The organism is Pedobacter sp. TM02 (assembly GCF_059705275.1).
The window spans coordinates 857133-876212 of record NZ_AP046530.1 but is presented as its reverse complement, the minus strand read 5'-3'; the positions used below and the strand labels follow the sequence as shown (position 1 = coordinate 876212).

10 protein-coding genes are annotated in these 19080 nt (G+C 45.8%); 1 reads left to right on the top strand and 9 read right to left on the bottom strand.

The genetic code is table 11. The annotated features are described in order from the left end of the window. Positions 1 to 44: 44 nt before the first annotated feature. The 9 genes from AC6H1S_RS03780 to surE all read right to left on the bottom strand — a co-directional run bounded on the left by AC6H1S_RS03780 (position 45) and on the right by surE (position 15905). The gene (locus tag AC6H1S_RS03780) at positions 45 to 2309 is read right to left on the bottom strand and encodes a GH92 family glycosyl hydrolase (protein WP_497565168.1); all 2265 of its coding nucleotides are present in this window, start codon (positions 2307 to 2309) and stop codon (positions 45 to 47) included. Between the two features lie 23 nt (positions 2310 to 2332). After that, entirely contained in the window at positions 2333 to 4504 is a 2172-nt protein-coding gene (locus tag AC6H1S_RS03775; protein WP_497565167.1) for a hypothetical protein, read from the bottom strand. 88 nt (positions 4505 to 4592) lie between these two features. Then, positions 4593 to 6413 carry a RagB/SusD family nutrient uptake outer membrane protein gene (locus AC6H1S_RS03770; RefSeq protein ID WP_497565166.1) on the bottom strand — a complete coding sequence of 607 codons (1821 nt, stop codon included), beginning with the start codon at positions 6411 to 6413 and terminating at the stop codon, positions 4593 to 4595. An 11-nt stretch (positions 6414 to 6424) separates the two neighbouring features. After that, positions 6425 to 9604, bottom strand: a complete 3180-nt coding sequence (locus AC6H1S_RS03765; protein WP_497565165.1) for a SusC/RagA family TonB-linked outer membrane protein — start codon at positions 9602 to 9604, stop codon at positions 6425 to 6427. Between the two features lie 182 nt (positions 9605 to 9786). Continuing rightward, positions 9787 to 12231, bottom strand: coding sequence for a glutaminase family protein (locus AC6H1S_RS03760; protein WP_497566018.1), 2445 nt, complete (start codon positions 12229 to 12231; stop codon positions 9787 to 9789). Positions 12232 to 12464: 233 nt separating this feature from the next. Then, positions 12465 to 13469, bottom strand: coding sequence for a LacI family DNA-binding transcriptional regulator (locus AC6H1S_RS03755; protein ID WP_497565164.1), 1005 nt, complete (start codon positions 13467 to 13469; stop codon positions 12465 to 12467). Positions 13470 to 13562: 93 nt separating this feature from the next. After that, positions 13563 to 14666 carry a lipid-A-disaccharide synthase gene (lpxB, locus tag AC6H1S_RS03750; protein WP_497565163.1) on the bottom strand — a complete coding sequence of 368 codons (1104 nt, stop codon included), beginning with the start codon at positions 14664 to 14666 and terminating at the stop codon, positions 13563 to 13565. Between the two features lie 124 nt (positions 14667 to 14790). Further along, positions 14791 to 15063, bottom strand: a complete 273-nt coding sequence (locus AC6H1S_RS03745; RefSeq protein WP_199140280.1) for a stationary phase survival protein SurE — start codon at positions 15061 to 15063, stop codon at positions 14791 to 14793. Positions 15064 to 15065: 2 nt separating this feature from the next. Next, positions 15066 to 15905, bottom strand: coding sequence for a 5'/3'-nucleotidase SurE (gene surE / locus AC6H1S_RS03740; protein WP_199140278.1), 840 nt, complete (start codon positions 15903 to 15905; stop codon positions 15066 to 15068). A gap of 189 nt (positions 15906 to 16094) precedes the next feature. On the opposite strand from surE, the gene AC6H1S_RS03735 reads away from it, so the two are divergent. After that, complete coding sequence (locus AC6H1S_RS03735; RefSeq protein ID WP_497565162.1) at positions 16095 to 19028, top strand: M16 family metallopeptidase; 2934 nt, start codon at positions 16095 to 16097, stop codon at positions 19026 to 19028. The last annotated feature ends 52 nt before the right edge of the window (positions 19029 to 19080 follow it).

Genomic DNA, 19080 nt, shown 5'->3' with positions numbered 1-19080 from the left:
TTCTATATATTTATTATATTCTTCTTTTCGCTTACTAAAACCTTTTACTTAGTGAGCGAAAAGGGTTTATCTTCTTTATGCAGCCCTCTGTTCCTGGCTGGCTGGCTATCCATTTCTAATTTCAGTGTCCCTCCACTAACCAAATCGGCATGGCTAATGTAATTGCGCGTGTAGGGCTTGCCATTGAGGGTTGCAGACTTAATGTATACGTGAGATGCGTCATTAGCCGGTGCTTCAATTACAAATTTTTTCCCATTCGCTAAAGTAAGGGTAATTTTTTTAAAAAGCGGACTTCCCAATACATATTCGCCGGTGCCAGGGGTTACGCTGTAAAAGCCCAAAGCACTGAGCACATACCACGACGAGGTTTGGCCCTGGTCTTCGTCGCCAGGATAGCCGTTCTCGGTGGCATTGTAAAGTTTTGTCATGACCTCGCGGGCATGAAACTGCGCTTTCCATGGCTCATTGGCATAATTGTACAAATAAACCATGTGCTGAATGGGTTGATTTCCGTGTGCATACTGGCCCATATTGGCCATCACCATTTCGGCCATTTCGTGAATCATGCCTCCGTAAGTGCCCACATTTACCTTGTTGGGCTCTGAAAAAACAGAGTCTAACTTGGCCGTAAAATTTTTATTACCTCCCATTAAATTGATGAGGCCTTGGATATCTTGAAATACCGACCATTGCCAATGCCAGGCATTGCCCTCGGTAAAAGGGCCTCCCCATTCTGTAGGGTCAAACTTAGGCGTCCATTGGCCATCAGCATCTTTGCCACGCATAAAACGGGTTGCCGGATCGTACACGTTTTTGTAGTTATACATTTGGCGGGCAAACACCGATTGGTAAAAATCGTTGCCGGTTAGCCTGGCCAATTCGTAGCCGCAAAAATCGTCGTAGGCATATTCGAGGGTCTTGGCGGTGGCTTCGCGATACTTGGGATAAGGCACATACCCCAGCTCAAAGTATTCTTTCCAGCCATCGCGGCCATTTGCCGGCCCCCAAGGGCCTTTGTTCATGGCTTCGTGGGCATAGGCTTGCAGGGCTTTTTTCGGATCGAAAGTTTTAATGCCTTTTACCCAGGCATCGGTAAACAGCGAGATGGCATGGTTGCCAATCATACTGCCTGCTTCGCTCGGAAAAGACCACGAAGGCAACCAGCCACATTGTTCGTAGGCATCGAGCATGGCTTGCAGGTAACGGCCGTGCATTTCGGGATGGATTAAGGTATTTAAGGGGAATTGTGCCCTAAAGGTATCCCAAAATCCGGTATCGGTAAACATGTAACCAGGATGCACCTTGCCATCGTAAGGGCTGAAATAATAAGGCTGGCCATCTTTGCCGATTTCGTAAAACTTGCGCGAAAATAGGCTGGCCCTAAAAAAGCATGAATAAAAAGTGGCGATATCCTCTTCGCTGCCCCCTTCAACCAAAATCTTGCCTAACGATTCATTCCAAACCGCAGCCGCCCTGTCCTTAGTCTGCTCCAGGTTTTTGTCATTGCCCAGTTCTTGCTGCAGATTGAGTTCGGCTTGCTCGGCACTGATGTAAGATGAGGCTATCTTAGCCTGCACCTTAACGCCCGCCCTAAATTCGATGTAGGCGCCCTTGCCTAAGCCTTCGGCCGTAGTAGAATCGGCTTTAACGGTATTGGTTTTGTTATCCCAAGTGCCATAGGCTTGAATGGGATGGTCAAATTTGATGACAAAATAGCTCTTCCAGCCTTTTTTAAAGCCCTCGCCATTGTTAACATAGCCCGTAATTTTTTGTGCCTTCGGAAAAATCTGCACACCACTTAAACGGGTATAGCCATCAAGCACCAAATAGCTCTTTTTGCCTTTAGGGTAGCTGAACCTAAGGTGCGCACCACGCTCGGTTGGGGCAATTTCGGTGGTCAGCCGGTTATTAAAGGTTACCTTGTAGTAATTGGGCTTGGCCACTTCGTTTTGATGGCTAAATTGGGCCTCGCGCTTGTTTTCGTCAACTACCAATTCATCAATCATGGGCATGAGCGAAAAAACGGCATAATCCCTGGTCCAAGAGCTGCACTGATGTGCCTGTTGAAAGCCACGGATCTTATCTTTAAAATATTGATATTTCCAGCCATCACCATTTTTGCCGGTTTGTGGTGTCCAGGTGTGCATGCCAAAAGGCAGGGCCGTGGTTGGATAAGTATTGCCTCGGGTAAGTTCGTGTTTGGAATTGGTGCCCTGCAAAGTATTGACATAGCGTACCAAATCTCTTTCTTGCGCCGTTAAGTTGGCAATCGTGCAAATTATTAAAAAGCCTAATAGTTTAAGTTTCATGTGGTGTGTTTGTGTTGTTGTATTTACCAGTTGATGTTCACATTTACGCCTTCGCTGTAATTGTCGAAGCTCAACAAAAGAGTTTTAGACGGTTCGTCCCAGTCATTTTTAAAGAGTTCGAGGTTTTTACCGTTTAACTTGGCCGTTACCTGTTTTGGCTTTTTGGGCAACAAAATGCGCATGGCGTTAACGGTATTCGATGGACTCTTGATTACAAAAGCATAGCTGTTTTTGGTAATTTGAACAGATGCATCGTCCAAACGTCCCGCAGCGGCCAACACTTGGGGCTTATTTTTGGCTGTAGCTTTGTTTACATCGTAGAGGTAAGCCTGGGTGTTTGGGGCCACGGTTTTTTGGTGCAGAATAGGTAAAGCAGGGTCGAATAGGTCGATGAAAGTTCCGGTTAAGGTTAGGGGTTCGTCGTTGGCGGTTTCGTTTAAAACGGCAACCATTTTAAATGGTCCGCGATCGAGCATAAAATTGTTTTTGAAGAGCAGTTCGCCCGCATGGGCATCTTTTTCGTAGGCTTTTTTAACGTTGGCCAAGAAATCGGCATCGCCATTGGCTTGCATTACCAGTTCTTTGGGGTCTTTGCGGATGATGAAAACCTTGCCTTTGCCCACGCCATATTCAGCCTGATTATCGTTGGGACCCAAGCCAAACAATTTGAACAAATGTTGCGAAGGTGCCGTAAAATTATTGCCATGGGTATTCCACCACTCTTTTACGTTTTGGAAAGGATCATTATCACGGCCGTAGTACAAAAGAACGCCTCCGTTTCTCACCCATTTGGCCAGTTCTTCGTGGTAACTGGCCGCTAAAGGCTTCATGTTGGCGTAGCTCATAATGAGCACTTTGATGTCTTTTAGGGTGTTTTTATTAACCAGGTTTTCCATGTGGACAGTCTCCACCGGAATGCCTTTTTTGAGCAAAGGGATAGCCATGCCATAAAAGTTCGACAAATACGGATCGTCATAACCTGCATGGGTAGGAAAACGCTGAAACATCATGGAGTTGGCCAACAAAATGCCAATGCCATGGCTACCGTTCAATTTATTGTCGGATAGTGGCATTTGGTTGAGCGAATTGACCATCACCTGCATTTGGGTGGCATAAGCCTTTGAAATAGGCTGTTTTTCTTTTTGACCTTCTACGCTGAATTTGCCGTTGTAAATGCGGTTTGGCCAAGGCATCACTTCATAATTATCAACCATGGGGTACAAGAGCTTGGCCGTAAAAGTGGCTTCATAATTTACTTTGTAATCGTCCCAGCTACGGGCACGGTCTTCTATCGGGTCGGTTAAGAAGAAGATTTTCCGACCGGTTGGGGCGGTCATCGATACCATAGAACCGTATTCTAAAAAGGCATTTTCAAACACGCGTTCCTTGGCTTTGCCATTGTAGTAAACCGGCTCTCTCGAAGTGCCTGTCCACACCTGTGCGATGTAGCCATCCATGCCTTCCAAATTGGCCAAACTAGCTTCCGGGCTCACGATTTGCCATGAAGAATAGTTGATGAGCGAATGTGTAGGCACATAGCATTTTACCCTTTTGCCCAAGCTTTCGCTGTAGCTTTTCACATAAGCGAAAACTTCTTTCAGCGCATTGAAATAAAGCTGGTATTTAAGCTTTGACGAAAGGTAAGTGGCTTCTGGCGACTCGTGCTGAGCCATCCAAGGCGAGCCATAATAGTTTTGCCATTCCTTTTTAAAGGCTTCGCCGTAACCTGCACGTGCCCAGAACTCGGGTTCTTCCAAGTAAATGGCGCTTACGCCGGCATCGATAGCACGTTTGACATGGGTTTTCATGTAGGCCAGGAAATTGGCCGACGGCACGATGTAAGGTACGTTTTTGCCATGCCAAATGGTTTCGCCGCTGCGCATGACCTGGCCTTCGTCTAAGTGGTTTTTGCCATCCCACTCGCCTAAAAAGTAATCCTGGTATTGGCCCCAGGCAATGCCGGTCATAAACTGTACTTCGTAGCCCTTATCGCGGTAACTTTTTACCCTTTCTTCAAAATTGCCCCCGGCGTCGTTAATGCCGTATACCATGGCAATGTCTGAGCGTACGTCGTAATTGGCGCTCCAAGGGGCCGCTACCTGAAAAGAGGTTTTCTGTTTCGATTTGTTTTGTGCAAATCCGTTGGCCGATACAATCAGCAGCATCACGGATAAGATGCCCATTAGCTTTTTCATCGCATGAAGTTGTAGGGTTAAAGCAATTCAAATCAAGGTAGCGCAATCACTCGCACTACCTGATCAATTATTAAGATTTGGGAATAATTTACCAGCCTGGGTTTTGTACCATCAGGTTATCCGCATTCACATCCTTAGCCGGAATTGGGAACAGGTAATGCCTTTTGGTGAAAGTCCTGGTTTCGAAAACGGTTTTTTGGAAGAAATCAGGCAGGTTTTTGGTGATGTTCAAGCCATACATCGGACCGTTATCGGTGGTTTCGGCAATTTTCCATCTTCTGGTATCGAAATACCTTACGTTTTCGAAGGCCAATTCAGACCTGCGTTCTTTCCTGATGGCATCGCGCATAGCAGCCTGGCCAACCGGTGCCGGTATTTGGCCTGCACCGCTGCCATACTCTGGAATACCCGCCCTGTTTCTAATCTGGTTCAAGTAAATTAAAATATCAGGGTCGCCAGGAGTTGATTCGTTCAGCGCTTCCACATAATCCAAAAATAAGTTACCTACACGATACAAAATTACCGGGCGGTTGCTTTCTCTCCAGTTGCCCAAGCCCATGGCTTTTCTTACCGCATAGCCGGTAACGCTGTAATCATTGCCACCGGTTGCCTTGCCAGAATTGCCGTTGTTGTTAAACTGGGTAACCACATTGCCAAAATTGGTGTTCAGCCACACACTGTTATGATAGGTAATGTTTACGTAGAAACGTGGTTCGCGGTTTACCCATTGGTTGTAGGTATCGGTAGCAATAGGACTGCCTGGAGCCTGATACATGGTAGTTCCGGTTTGTACGTAGCCACCCAGCGGATCGTCGATGCTACGGCCATTGGCCATAAAAAAGGCATCCACCTGATTTTGGGTTGCGCCCAAACCCGCCGAACCTCTTACCTCCGAGTTGTAGCCGTTGTGGTAAGGAGTCATCTCGTACTGACGGGCCTCGATAGAAGATTCGACGCGCATCATGATGATTTCGCTGTTGAAACGATCAATAAAGATATCCCTGCACGATAAATACGGATCGAAAACACCCAACGAGTTGTTTTTTCTAAACAAACTGTAAGTGCCCGGCACGAATTGGGTGATATAAGCCTTGTAGGCATCCGCTGCTTTTTTCCATTTGTTGACATCGTAGGTTTGACTGATCAATTGCTTGCCGTCCTTGTTTTTCAGGCTAGCCAAATCGGTATTGCCATTGTATAGCGGACTTGCGGCCAACAACAGGGCCTGCAGTTTGTAGCTTAAGGCCATGCCTTTGGTAATGCGGCCATAGTTGTTGTCGTTGGCCGGATTGGTTGGCAGGTTAGCCGCGGCGGCATCCAGTTCGGCAACAATATAGTTGATGCATTCGTCCATGCTGCTGCGCGGCAACCTGATGCTTTCGGTTGGGGCATCCGGCTCTATTACGTTTTCGCCGATAAGCACCACCGGACCATACATACGCACCAAGTAAAAATAGTACATGGCACGCAAAGCCCTGGCTTCGTTTTTATACTGTGTAACCAATTGGGGCGTAATATCCTGGGTTACTTTGTCAATATTGGCCATAAAGAAGGTAGCCGATCGGATGCCTCTATAAAAGTTGTTCCAATAATCGTTAACAAAACCAGAGTTGGAATCCCAGCTTCCGATATTGATGTTATTGCACTGGTTAAAGCCCCAAACCCATTCTGCCTCGTCAGATGAACCTGTCCATACACCTGCATTACGGCCGGTATTGGGGTTACGCTGTCCAAATTCGTCGGGGATTTGGCTGTATACGTTGTTGAGGAATTTTTCGGCGGTTGCCCTGGTTTTAAAGGTTTCGTCGAGCGTAAGCCTATCGTTAGGCACTTGATCTAAGAAGCCTTTTTTACATGATGTAGCCAGCGTTAAAGCCAGTACAAGCGAAAGATATATATACTTTTTCATGTTCGTAAGAATTAAAATTTAAGGTTAACACCTAGAGACAAAGTTGCGGTTGTTGGATACCTGGCTCCATTTGCCCTTCCGTTCACGTTGGTATTCAACTCTGGGTCCCACAATTTCCAGCTGCTGAAAGTAAGCAGGTTGGTGCCGATGAGGTAAACGGCTGCGTTTTTGACATGGATTTTACTGGCCCATGATTTAGGCAGGTTATAGCTGAGCTGTGCCGTTTTTAAACGCAGGAAGTTCACGTCTTTTACCCACCAAGAACTCTCCTGGGTATTGTTGGTGTTATCAGCTTCGCCGTAGGCCAAACGTGGATAAAATGCATCCTGACGCGGATTTTCAGGTGTCCAGCGATCGGTAGCAATAGAATACGCATTACTTAAGCCACCACCACCGTTAAACGGAAATATACCCGAGCCGCCCAACATGATATCGGCGCCGTGTACCCCCTGGAAGAAGGTGCTCAAGGCAAACCCCTTGTACGAAACATTTACGCCAAAACCATAGACCTTGTTCGGCACATCGCCACGGCCAATCCTGGTTTTATCATAGTCGTTAATTAAACCATCGCCGTTCAGGTCTTTGTACTTGATATCGCCGGGTTTAACAGAAGCTTTGGAGCCTGGCGTAGCGCTGTTATTGATCTCGTCTTGCGAATCGAACAGCTTCTCGGCAACGTAGCCATACCTCGACAATACATTATCGCCAATACGGTTCATCCACGGATAAGGCTGTACCGGACGATCGTCTTCTACAATTTTATCTTTGTTATAGGTAAAGGTAGCACGGAAGCCCAAATCTACCTGCCCTAGTTTGGTGTTGTATTCTAAAGTGGCATCGATACCCCTGTTGTCAACAATACCCAAGTTGCCGTAAGGCTGGTTGGTTAAACCCACATAGCCCGGAATAGATTGGCGCTGGAAGAAAATGCCTGTTCTGTATTCCTTAAATAAATCAACGATCAGGTAAAGGTTGTCTTTCAGGGTCCTGATTTCCACACCCAAATCCTGCTTTCTCGATTCGGCCCAGCTCACATCAATACCATAATCGGTTACGTTGATGCCACCAGTATTGGAAAAATTTTTGCCAAATTGATAGCCATTGGCATTATCGGCCACCAAAGTGAGGTAGGCAAACCTACGGCCCGGCAAATCGCCTATACCGGTTTTACCATCAGAGTACCTGAATTTTAAGAAAGAAATCACGTTTTTAATATTACCCCAGAACTTCTCGTTAGAAGGAATCCATCCCACACCAAAGGCTGGGAACGAGCCGAAACGCTTTTTGGGATTGAAGTTTTCTGAACCGTTATAGCCGAAGTTGAACTCGGCAAAGTAGCGATCGTCATACGAATAGGTAGCCCTTGCCGCAGCGGCCAATTGCCTGAAAGGAATAGAAGCCGTAAAATCGCCGGCAAAAGGCTCTGTCCTGTCCTCAGAATAGCCCAAAATCAAGCCTCCTACACGATGTTTGCCAAAGCTCCTGTCGTAATTGATCGAAGCCTCGGTATAAAACTTGCGGTTGCCGCCTCTCGCGGGTTCGTAGGTCAGGTAATTTTGCGAGCTGGTATAAGTCTGAATCAGGTCTAAGCTCCCATCAGCTTTGTAAGGATTGTTGATATCCCTTAAAAAGTAAGTACTCTCCCTTTTCGATCGCTTGATGGAGTTGGTATTGGTCGCATCGAAAGCAATCATGGCCGAAGCACTCAAGCCTTTAACCAGGGCGCCAATATCTTGCGTTACCCTTAAATTACTGTACACCTGATTGGCAAACTCCGTTCTGTAGCCCCTGCGGGTTAAATCGGCATAAGGGTTGCGAAAACCACCGTTTGACGAACGGCCCGGAACCGAACCATTAGGATAGATTTTGGGATATTCAACCGGCGACACATCCAGGGCCGAACCGAAGATGCTTTCGGTAGTCTCGCCCGGATAGTTGCCATTGGCGGCGAAACCTTGTATGCCCAGGTCTAATTTGGTGGTTCCGGTAATTTTGAGATTCAAGTTACTGGTAAAGTTATAACGGGTATAATTCATGGCCGAATTATAAGCCGCCAAGTCGTCGGTTTTTAAAAAGCCATTTTCGTTATAGTAAGCCAACGATACATAGTACTGTGCATTTTCTACGCCACCTCCGGCATTCAAATTGGCCCGGCGCACGCTGCTGTATTGCTTAAACAGTTCATCCATCCAGTTTACGTTTGGATAAACCAAAGGGTCGACACCCGAAGCCGTTTTGTTGATGTAATCTTGGGTATATTTTGCAGGCTGCCCCCTACCGGTTAAAGCTTCGTTGGCCAAGTTCATATAGGTAACTCCGTCCAAAGCTTTGGGGTGGCGCGTAAAAGTGCTCAAACCTTCATTATAATCGAAAAAGATAGAGGGCTTGCCTACCTTGCCCGTTTTGGTCTTCACTAAAATTACACCATTGGCACCCCTCACGCCATAAACCGCTGTTCCAGATGCATCTTTCAATACGGTAAACGATTCGATATCTTCTGGGTCGATGTTGGAAATGCTACGCTGCACCCCATCAACCAAAACCAATGGCGATGCCGAACCGCCACCAAAAGTAGAAATACCACGTACCCAGATATCGGCAGCGCTACGGCCCGGTTCGCCGCTTCTTTGTACGCCAACCACACCGGCAATCCTACCGGCTAGCGATTGGGTAACACTGGCCACGGGCAATTTGAGTTCTTTGGCATCAACGGTTGATTGGGCTCCGATCAATGATACCTTGCGTTGCGTACCAAAACCCACAATGGCCACTTCTTCGAGCGCATTGCTGCTGGGCTTAAGTTGTATGGTGATATTTTTTTGGGTGCCTACCGTTATTTCCTGTGTTTCGTAGCCTACATAGCTAAATACCAGCACCGAATTTTCTGAGGGCACGGTAATGCTGAAACTACCGTTTACATCGGTGGCTACGGTAGTTAGGACACCTTTTACCCTCACGCCTACTCCTGGTATGCCCGCTCCGGTTTCGTCTTTAACAATACCTCTGATTACTATGTCTGCAAGCGAGCGCTGCAGTTCGTTTTTAAGGAGATGCGGTGCTGGCGCATTCTTGGCATCTGCCGATGCGTTGAACGCCAAACAAACCGCCATTGAAAAAGCACCAACCCTAAGGGTGCTCTCTTTCGGCATCAGCCTGCGCCTGATGAGTCGAGTAAATGTTTTGTTCATCATGTTTTGTTTATAGTTGGTTTTTATTGATTTTTTTAAGCTGTTATGTGATGTGGTTTTTCTCTTTTTATTTTTCCATAGGCTATTGTTTCTATTTTTTTTCACCGGTCTGTGGTCACAGACCGGTAACATCGATTAGTTTTATTTCCCTGGCCTGTGAGCCACAGGCCAGGGATGTTCGGTGTTTAGCGTTTATTTTTCCACTGGTCTGCCAATAATTTGATGAAGTAGCCCCCCACTACGCTCCTGGCCTGAAAGCCAACCATTTTGCCGTTGGTGGTTTCGTGCCAATCGCTGAGAGGCACCCTGCTGGTGGTTTCGCTCGCATAGCGGAATACCGGATTAACGAGTTTTTGAAAATCGGTTTCCTGATCGGCCAAGGTAGCAGTCCATAAAATCCAGTCTGATTTGGTATAGGTTTTACGGCTGTCAAGCGGAAGGCCATACGCTTGTTGCTTGGTTAAGTAATAGCTGATTTCCTTTTCGTACACTGCCTTAGGGAACAGGTTCAGTTGCAAAAGCTTGTCCCAAACCAGGTTATATTTCTGGCTCCAGGTACCTTTGCCATTAAAGGTTAGGGCATAATGGTCGCCATCGGCAGCCAGCTCCATCCATTTTTTGACCATAGCCTGTGCTTCGGTTCTTACTTTTTGGGCTTCTTCGGTTTTACCCAATGCCTGGGCCAATTGCGCATAGCCACCCAAGGCAACAATGGCTTTAACCGATAAGTTGGCATTTCTGGCCAAATGACCGGCAAAATCGTCGGTGCATAATTGGTTGGCCGAATCAAAGCCTTCTTTTAACAAGTAATTGGCCCAGGTAGAAAGTGTTTCCCAGTGTTTTTTGGCATAATTGGCGTTGCCTTCTGCCTTGGCGATGGCCGCAGTGAGAATAATCATGTTGCCAGCTTCCTCAACCGGCATGTCTTCGCCGTAGGTTTGTCCGTTGGCCAATGGATAAGTACCCAAATCGTGCGCGGCAAAAGGTTTTTTCCATTTGCCACTTTCGGAATAATAGAAAATGCCGTTCATCATGCCTTTCAGCAATTCGGGGTTATACACCAAATATTGAGGTGCCGAGGGATAAGTGATATCAACCGTATTGATAGAGCCGTTGCTAAAGTTTTCTTTAGACAGGAACAAAAGGTCGCCATTTGGCGCATAAGCAATTTTATGCGCAGCTATGCTCTGTCTGTAGGCCAGCTTGCACAAATCGGCATAAGCCTTGCCTCCCGCACGCAAGGCATCGGCATACAGCTTTTGGTCAAATTGTGCACATCTTTGTTTAATAGAGCCATAATCCCTACTCGCTTTGATCAGCTGGGTTTCGAAGTTCCGACCGGATTTTTTCCAGATCGGTTCAAGCTGCGTCCCAAAATACTCTACCGATTTCACATCATCGTAACCCAGCATCAAGTATTTGTAAACAGGAGCTTTGCCCACTTTTCCGAAGGGGATGACCGAAGCCAAATTCAGTTGTCTGCTGTTGGTTATTGCTTTGGCCGTTGGATATTTCTGACTAATAAACTGCAGCAGGCTCTCGTTTTGCGGGGCCAGGTATTGAACTGGTTTAAATTGTGCGGGTACAGCCACATACATGTAGCCCCAATCTATCCTGACATCGTCGCCCCTCTTTTGCAGGATAGGCTGTTCTACCGTTCCAGCTTTTTGCATGGCCAGGCCGTTACTATTGCTCTGCCAGGCATTTACCGGCTGATTGGGCTGGTTAACGGCCAAAGTAGAAGAAGCACTGAAATAAAGGTCTACCTGATGAGGTTTTGCATCGGCCGATTTAACGGCATAGCTGATGTAACTGATGGGTCTGGCAGTTAACTCGATATCATTAAGCAACAAAGGCGAGGTGAAACTTACTTCGAGCTTTACTGGTCCACAGGCAAAATTATAAACGGTACTGGTAGCGGTCAGCTTTACGTTTTGCTGCACGGCCTCCAACACTTTAGCGCCATCAGGAATTTCCTCCACAAGGCCTGCATCCAAATGCCTTCCACCGGCCGTATTCTTGCAATGGATGGCCAAAGTGTTCTCCCCGGCTTTTAAAACTCCGGCCGCTATAGGAATATAGCTGTACTCATGCACCCAGCCTTCTTTTTGGTAAATCGTTTTACCATTTAGGTACACAATCACATTATCGTCGTGGTTTAACTTCAGGTATTTTGGGGCAGCCGACAATTTTTCGATCGAAAAGGTTCTGCGGAAATAGATATCATCTGTATTCCATTTGGTTTTGGCTGTGCGATCGTCGCCAAAAGGTGCATCGGCTTTGCTCCAGCCCTGCTCGTTAAAACCTGTCTCTATCCAATTGCTGGCTGGCGAATTAAAAGTATAGCTTGCTTGGTAGGCCTGCTCGTCGGCTGCAGGCAATAGGCTTTTATAGTTTTTGGCAGCCGCGCCTAGAAAACGGTAAAACAGGCCATCAACTTTGAGCACTCCCAATAACGACTGCTCTCTTCCGGTCCAGTGCTTGGTTACCGAGCCATTAAGCTTATCGCCAAAAGACCATATGCTAAAATAGGTATCGTGGGTAATTAAGGGATAGGCAGGTGCTTTATCCTGCGCTTTGATGGTTAGGGCTAAGATCAGGCAGCAAAGTGCCAGAAGACATTTTTTCATCATACAGTTTATTTTTGGTTACGCCTTATTAAAACGTTTTAGTTAAGCTAAAAACAAGTATCTTATTGAATGTGCGCGAGGCCTTAAACAAAAAACTACTTGGAGGGCGATTTAGAGCTGAAAATGCTAAAACGTTTTACTAAATCAATTTTAAACAAAAAAATACTCAGATGAAATACACCTTTGTAACTTTAATGATACATTTTTAATTATAAAGAAATATTGGGGTTGCCTTATTTGCGCAAAATCAACTTGGCTGGAATAATGACCTGCTGATCGGGAAGCTTGCTTTTAGAGGCCAGTTGGTTGAGGATAAGCTTGATGATGGTCTCGGCAATTTCTTCCAAAGGTTGTTGAATGGTAGAAATGCTGGGGGTATGCAGTTCGAAAGCCTCGTGGTCGTCGTAGCCGATTACCGCAAAGTTCTCACCTATGGTTTTATGCAGTGCTTTCAGCACTTTTAAGCCACTAATGGCCAAATAATTGGTGGCAAACAGCACGGCATCTACCTGTTTGTTTTTGAAAAGCTGTTTGATCTGCTTAATGGTATCGGATTCTGCTTGGTTAAAAGGAATTTTGAGCAACAGTTCTTCATCAAAGGCAATGGCATGATCAGCCAGCGCTTTTTGATAGCCTTCGGCACGTTCAATAATCTGTGGCACATTGATATCGGTTGTAACCAGGGCTATATTTTTCTTGCCTTGCTTGATAAAGCTTTCGATGGCCTGGTGCGAAGCTACAAGATGGTTGGCACCTACATAATTGGTATGGAGTTCGGGCAGGTTCCTGTCGAACAAAATCACGGGTTTGTTCTCGTTCAGCAAAATCTGGATGTCTTCCTCTATGCCCTTTATCGGCGAAATGATATAGGCATCTACCTTTCTCGATTTGAACATGTTAATAAGCTCACGGGCTTTTTCTACACTGTTCTCGGTGCTCGAATAAATAATTTTGTAGCCTCTTTTATAGGCCTTGTCTTCTATTAAACGTGCAATCCTGGAGAAAAACGAGTTGGAAATATCTTCAACAATAAGCCCAATGATGTTCGAATTGCCGGTTCTTAGGCTTCGGGCAATCTGGTTGGGCTTGTAACCGCTCTCGGCAATGATTTTTTGTACCTTCTTGATCACCGCATCGCTAATCGACTTTTCTTTGGCCTTTCCATTAATGATAAATGAAACCGTGGTAATAGATACCTTGGCCTTTAGTGCTATGTCTTTAATAGAGAGGGCTTTCATGTTTAGATTTTGCTGATCGCTTCAAATATATCATTAAAGTTCGAAAATAGCTTATTTAGAGCAGTTGTAGCACTTGCCATTTGTTAAATTATGTTATTTCAAGGCATCCACAATAAGCTTGGCTGTTCGCTGCGAAGCGCCTGCACTACCCATTTTAATGGCCAGTTCTTCATAATCGGCCAACATTTTTACGCGCCCCTCTCCTTCGGTAACAAGTTTGAGGTTTTTTGCGATAAGTGCCGCATTGCAGTCTTCCTGGATCAGTTCTTTGACCACTTCCCTATCCATAATGAGGTTAACCAAAGCAATAAACCTGATTTTTACCAGTAAACGCGCAATGGCCACCGACACGTTGCCGCCACGGTAAAGCACTACTTGGGGCACTTTGAACAAAGCGGTTTCTAAAGTGGCCGTGCCCGATGCTACCAAAGCTGCATGGGCATGGTGCAGCAACTGGTAGGTTTGCGAGAAAACCAAGTTGGCCGGCCTCTCGTTAATGTACTGCTGATAATACTGCTCGCTAAAGGTTGGTGCCGCGCCAATCACAAACTGATAATCGGAGAACTGGCTTACCACGGCTAACATATCGGGCAACAAACGCTCTATTTCTTGTTTGCGGCTGCCTGGCAACAAGGCCACAATCGGTTTATCGCTCAACTGGTTGTCGGCCCTGAAATTAGGATTAGGCACAAACTGTCCGATTTCATCCAACAGGGGATTGCCCACATAATTTACCTCCATGCCCCATTCCTTGTAAAAACTAACCTCGAAAGGCAGGATGCAGAACATCTGGTCGACTATACGTTTGATTTTGAGCACACGTTTTTGGTTCCAGGCCCAAACCTTTGGCGAAATATAATAGCAAACCTTGATGCCTTGCTGCTTGGCAAACTCGGCGATTTTGAGGTTAAAGCCCGGAAAATCTATCAATATCAGCGCTTCGGGCCGGTAGACTAAGATGTCGGCTTTGCAGGCTTTGAGGTTCTTGAAAATAGTGCGCAGGTTAAACAGTACTTCGGTAAAGCCCATAAAAGCCATATCGGCGTAGTGCTTAACCAGCTCGCCACCTTCTGCCTGCATCTTATCGCCACCAAAATACCTGAACGTGGCGGTTGGATCTTCTAATTTCAATGCCTTCATCAAATTGGCTCCATGCAAATCGCCAGAGGCCTCGCCTGCTACAAGGTAATATTTCATTTGGTTTGGTTCATTAGTATCATTGGTGTCACCAGTTCATTAGAGGATTAGTCATGGGTTGATTGCCTTGTTGTTCAATTGCTATATTGTTTAATTGTAAACTATTCAACTTCGGGCCCCCATTTTAAAGCACCTTATAAAAAAAGAAGGCAAAGGCCCATAAAAATGTGATGCTTAAAATGCCGCGCCCCACATGCTCCTTATTGATTTTAAAAAAGTAGTTCATCAGAAAGGCATTGATGGCTACGCAACCAATGAGCAATAAATCGGCATGTTGCAAAGCTTTAACATGTTGCATCAGGTACCAAACCAGGAAACCCGGCACCAGCGGGGCCAGCAAACCAACAGCCATGCCCATCCAAACGTTGTTTTTGATTGCCTTGATTTTTTCTTGCATGGCTAACCTAGATTTGCGCCATCCGGGCCTGCGGTTTTCTCCACTTTCGATTGTGCCTTTGGCCTGGCGTTGAAGTCCCAGCCATTCAAAATTGGGATGGCATGGTGTGCAGTCAAGTCGAACTGAACCGGCACCACCGAAGCATAGCCATGATCCAATGCCCAAACATCGGTATCTTCGCCTTTGTCGTAGTTTTCGAACACACCGGTTAACCAGTAGTAAGGCCTTAGGTAGGGATCTTTTCTTTCTTCAAAATCTTCGGCCCATTTGGCATTGGCCTGCCTGCAGATTTTAATGCCTTTGATGTGTGCCCCTTTTGGAAAATTGACATTGAGCAGCGTAGCTTCAGGCAATCCGTGGCTCAGCACTTGCAGGGCGATAGTCTTGATAAATGGCTTGCAGTGGCTAAAATCGGCATCCTGGGCAAAATCATCGAGCGAAAACCCAATAGAGGGGATTTTCTCGATGGCACCTTCTACCGCGGCCGACATGGTACCCGAGTAAATGACATTGATCGAGTTGTTCAGTCCATGGTTGATGCCCGATACGCAAAGATCTGGCTTTTTGCCTTTAAACACCTTGTTGACGGCCAGTTTAACGCAATCGACCGGCGTACCCGAGCATTTGTACATCTCTACGCCAGGATAAAGGTCTACCCGATCGAACCGCAGCGGCTTGCCAATGGTAATGGCATGGCCCATGCCCGATTGGGGGCCATCGGGTGCCACTACAACAACATGTCCGATTTCCTGCATCACTTCGATGAGGTTTTTAATACCGAGAGCGGTAATTCCATCGTCGTTAACCACCAAAATGGTAGGCTTTTGGGTATCTTTATTCATACGGTAAAAATACGAGAAATAATCAGAAGCCCGGCTCCCGTTTTACAATAGTTAATTTTCATCCCATTTTTTTGGAAAAGTAATCGCCAGCCACTTATATTTGATCACTAACTTATTGGCCATCAAACATTCTTAACCGCAAGCCAGGCTTGTCTTCGAATCTTGACCCACTTAAATCATATAAAACTGATGAAAACCAAACTCTTACTCTTTGTCTGTCTTTTGCTGGCGGGCAATCAATTATTGGCGCAGTCTACCTATCAATGGAAAACGGCCACCTCTGGGGGATACACTTATAAATATGTAACCAACGACCCTTCTAAAACCCGTTTTTATACTTTGAAAAATGGACTGACCGCTATTCTTTCGCCCAACAACAAAGAGCCTAACATCCAATGGCGCATGAGCGTAAGAGCCGGCAGCAACACCGACCCTAAAACCAATACGGGTTTGGCGCATTACCTGGAGCATTTGCTTTTTAAGGGTACCGACAAATTTGGCACTAACAACTGGACCAAAGAAAAGCCCCTGCTCGACAAAATCGATGCGCTTTACGAAAAGTACAACAAAACAACCGACCCGGCCCAGCGCAAGGAAATCTACAAAGAAATAGACAAAACTTCTGGCGAAGCCTCGAACTTCTCTATTGCCAACGAATACGACAAAATGATTGCCGGCATTGGTGGCAATTCTTCTAATGCGCATACCTGGTACGAAGAAACCGTCTATAACGAAGATTTTCCTTCCAATGCCATCGATAAATTCCTGGCCATCCAAAGCGAGCGTTTCCGCAAGCCTATTTTCCGTATTTTCCATACCGAATTGGAAGCAGTGTATGAAGAAAAGAACCGTGGCTTAGACGACGACGGCAACAAATTGGATGAAGCCATGATGGACAAGCTTTTTCCTACGCACAACTACGGGCAGCAAACTACCATTGGTACCATCGAACACTTGAAAAACCCTTCGCTGGTAGAGATCAAAAAATACTACGATAAGTATTATGTGCCTAACAACATGGCCATCATTTTCGCAGGTGATTTCAATCCTGACGAGATGATCAAGAAGATAGACAAATCTTTCAGCTATATGGCACCCAAACCTGTAGTGCTGTACAATCCGGTTCCCGAAAAACCATTAACCAGCATCCAGAAAGTTGATGTGTATGGCCCTAGCGCCGAGGCAGTAGAAATCTACTACCGCGGCTATCCCGAAAATTCGCAGCAAAGCCTATTGCTCGAATTGATCCGTAGCATATTGACCAATGGCAAGGCCGGCTTGATCGACATTAACCTGAACAAGCAGCAAAAAGTGCTTAGGGCAAGTGCCAGCTATCAGCAAATGAAAGACTACGGCGTATTCAATCTTTCGGCCCAACCGAAACAAGGCCAAACTTTGGAACAAGTAGCCAAATTACTCTTGGAGCAGGTTGACTTGCTTAAACAAGGCAATTTTGACGACGAACTGCTCAAAGCGATCGTAGCCAACAGAAAGCTAAGCTTTTTACAGGCTTTCGACAGCAACAACAACAGGGCCGAAAACCTTTCGACAGAATTTATCCTGAACAGGGGTACCAAATGGGACAAAAACTTAGGTGAAATTGAAGCAACTTCAAAAATTACCAAGGCCCAAGTGCTAGCCTTTGCCAAAGAGTTCTTTAAAGACAACTACGTTATCGGCTATAAGCACAAAGGCGAAGACAAAAACGTAATCAAGGTAGAAAAACCTGCCATTACGCCAATCAACGCGAACGCCAACTTGACCTCGCCATTTGTAAAAAGCATTTTAGAGGCTCCGGTAAAACCGATTGCGCCTAAATTCTTGGATTACCAAAAAGACATCGCCTATGGCAAAGTTGGTATTGCCGATTTGTTGGCCACCAAAAACAACGACAATTCTATCTTCAGAATGACTTACAGGCTGAACATCGGTGCCAACAACTATAAACTGTTACAATATGCCTCAAGCTACCTGCCTTACCTAGGTACAGACAAATATAGCGCCGAAGACCTGAGCAAGCAGTTTTATAACATTGCCTGCACCTACAACCTAAGCGTTGGCGCAGATAACACAACCATCAGCATCAGTGGTTTGCAGGAAAACTTCGACAAAGCGGTAAGTTTGGTTGAGCATATCCTTGCCCACGTAAAAGTAAACGAAAAAGCGCTGGAAGAACTGAAAAGCAGCATCTTGAAAGGCCGTGAAAATGCCAAGCTCAACAAAGGCCAAATTATGAATGCCCTGACTTCTTACGCACAATATGGCAGCTTAAACCCTTTCAATAATGTGCTGACCAACGAAGAGGTAAAAAACATCAAAGCCTCCGACCTGGTTGATTTGCTGCACAACCTGACCAATTACGAGCACATCATTACTTATTATGGACCAAAAGATCTGGCCAGCATTGCACCTGAAATCAAGAAACAGCATTTATTGCCCAAAGAGTTTACTCCGGCTGCCCCTGCAAAAGTGTACACCTATACAACGCAGGATGCCAATAAGGTATATTTTGCCAATTACGACATGGTGCAATCGGAAATCCGCTGGTTGAGAAACACCGGGGTTTACAACAAAAACGATGCGGCCAGCATCCAGGTATTTAACAGTTATTTTGGCGGAGGCATGGGTTCTATCGTTTTCCAAACCATTAGGGAATCGAAAGCATTAGCCTACTCTACTTTTGCCACTTACGTATCGCCAGACAGGGCCGACAAACAGTATAGCATGGTAGCTTATGTTGGCAGCCAAGCCGATAAAATGACTGATGCCGTAAACGGAATGAACGAGCTGCTGAACGTGTTGCCAAAAAGCGAAAAATCGTTCGATGGCGCCAAGGCAAACGTGGTTAACAATATAGAAACCGCCCGCATTACCAAAGATGCTGTGATTTACAGCTACCTGGCCGACAAAAAACTAGGCTACGACCACGATTCGAGAATTGATCTTTACAGAGAACTTAAACCGATCAATTTCGACAGCATCAAAGCCTTCCATGGCGAAAAAATTGCCAATAAGCCATACACCTACCTGATTGTGGCTTCTGATAAGAGAGTGAAATTGGAAGACATGCAGAAATTTGGCACAGTAACCACTTTAACCTTAGAGCAATTGTTCGGCTACTAAGTCAACAGCAGCTCATGTGCAAAGGCCGTTTCGATGATGTCGAAGCGGCCTT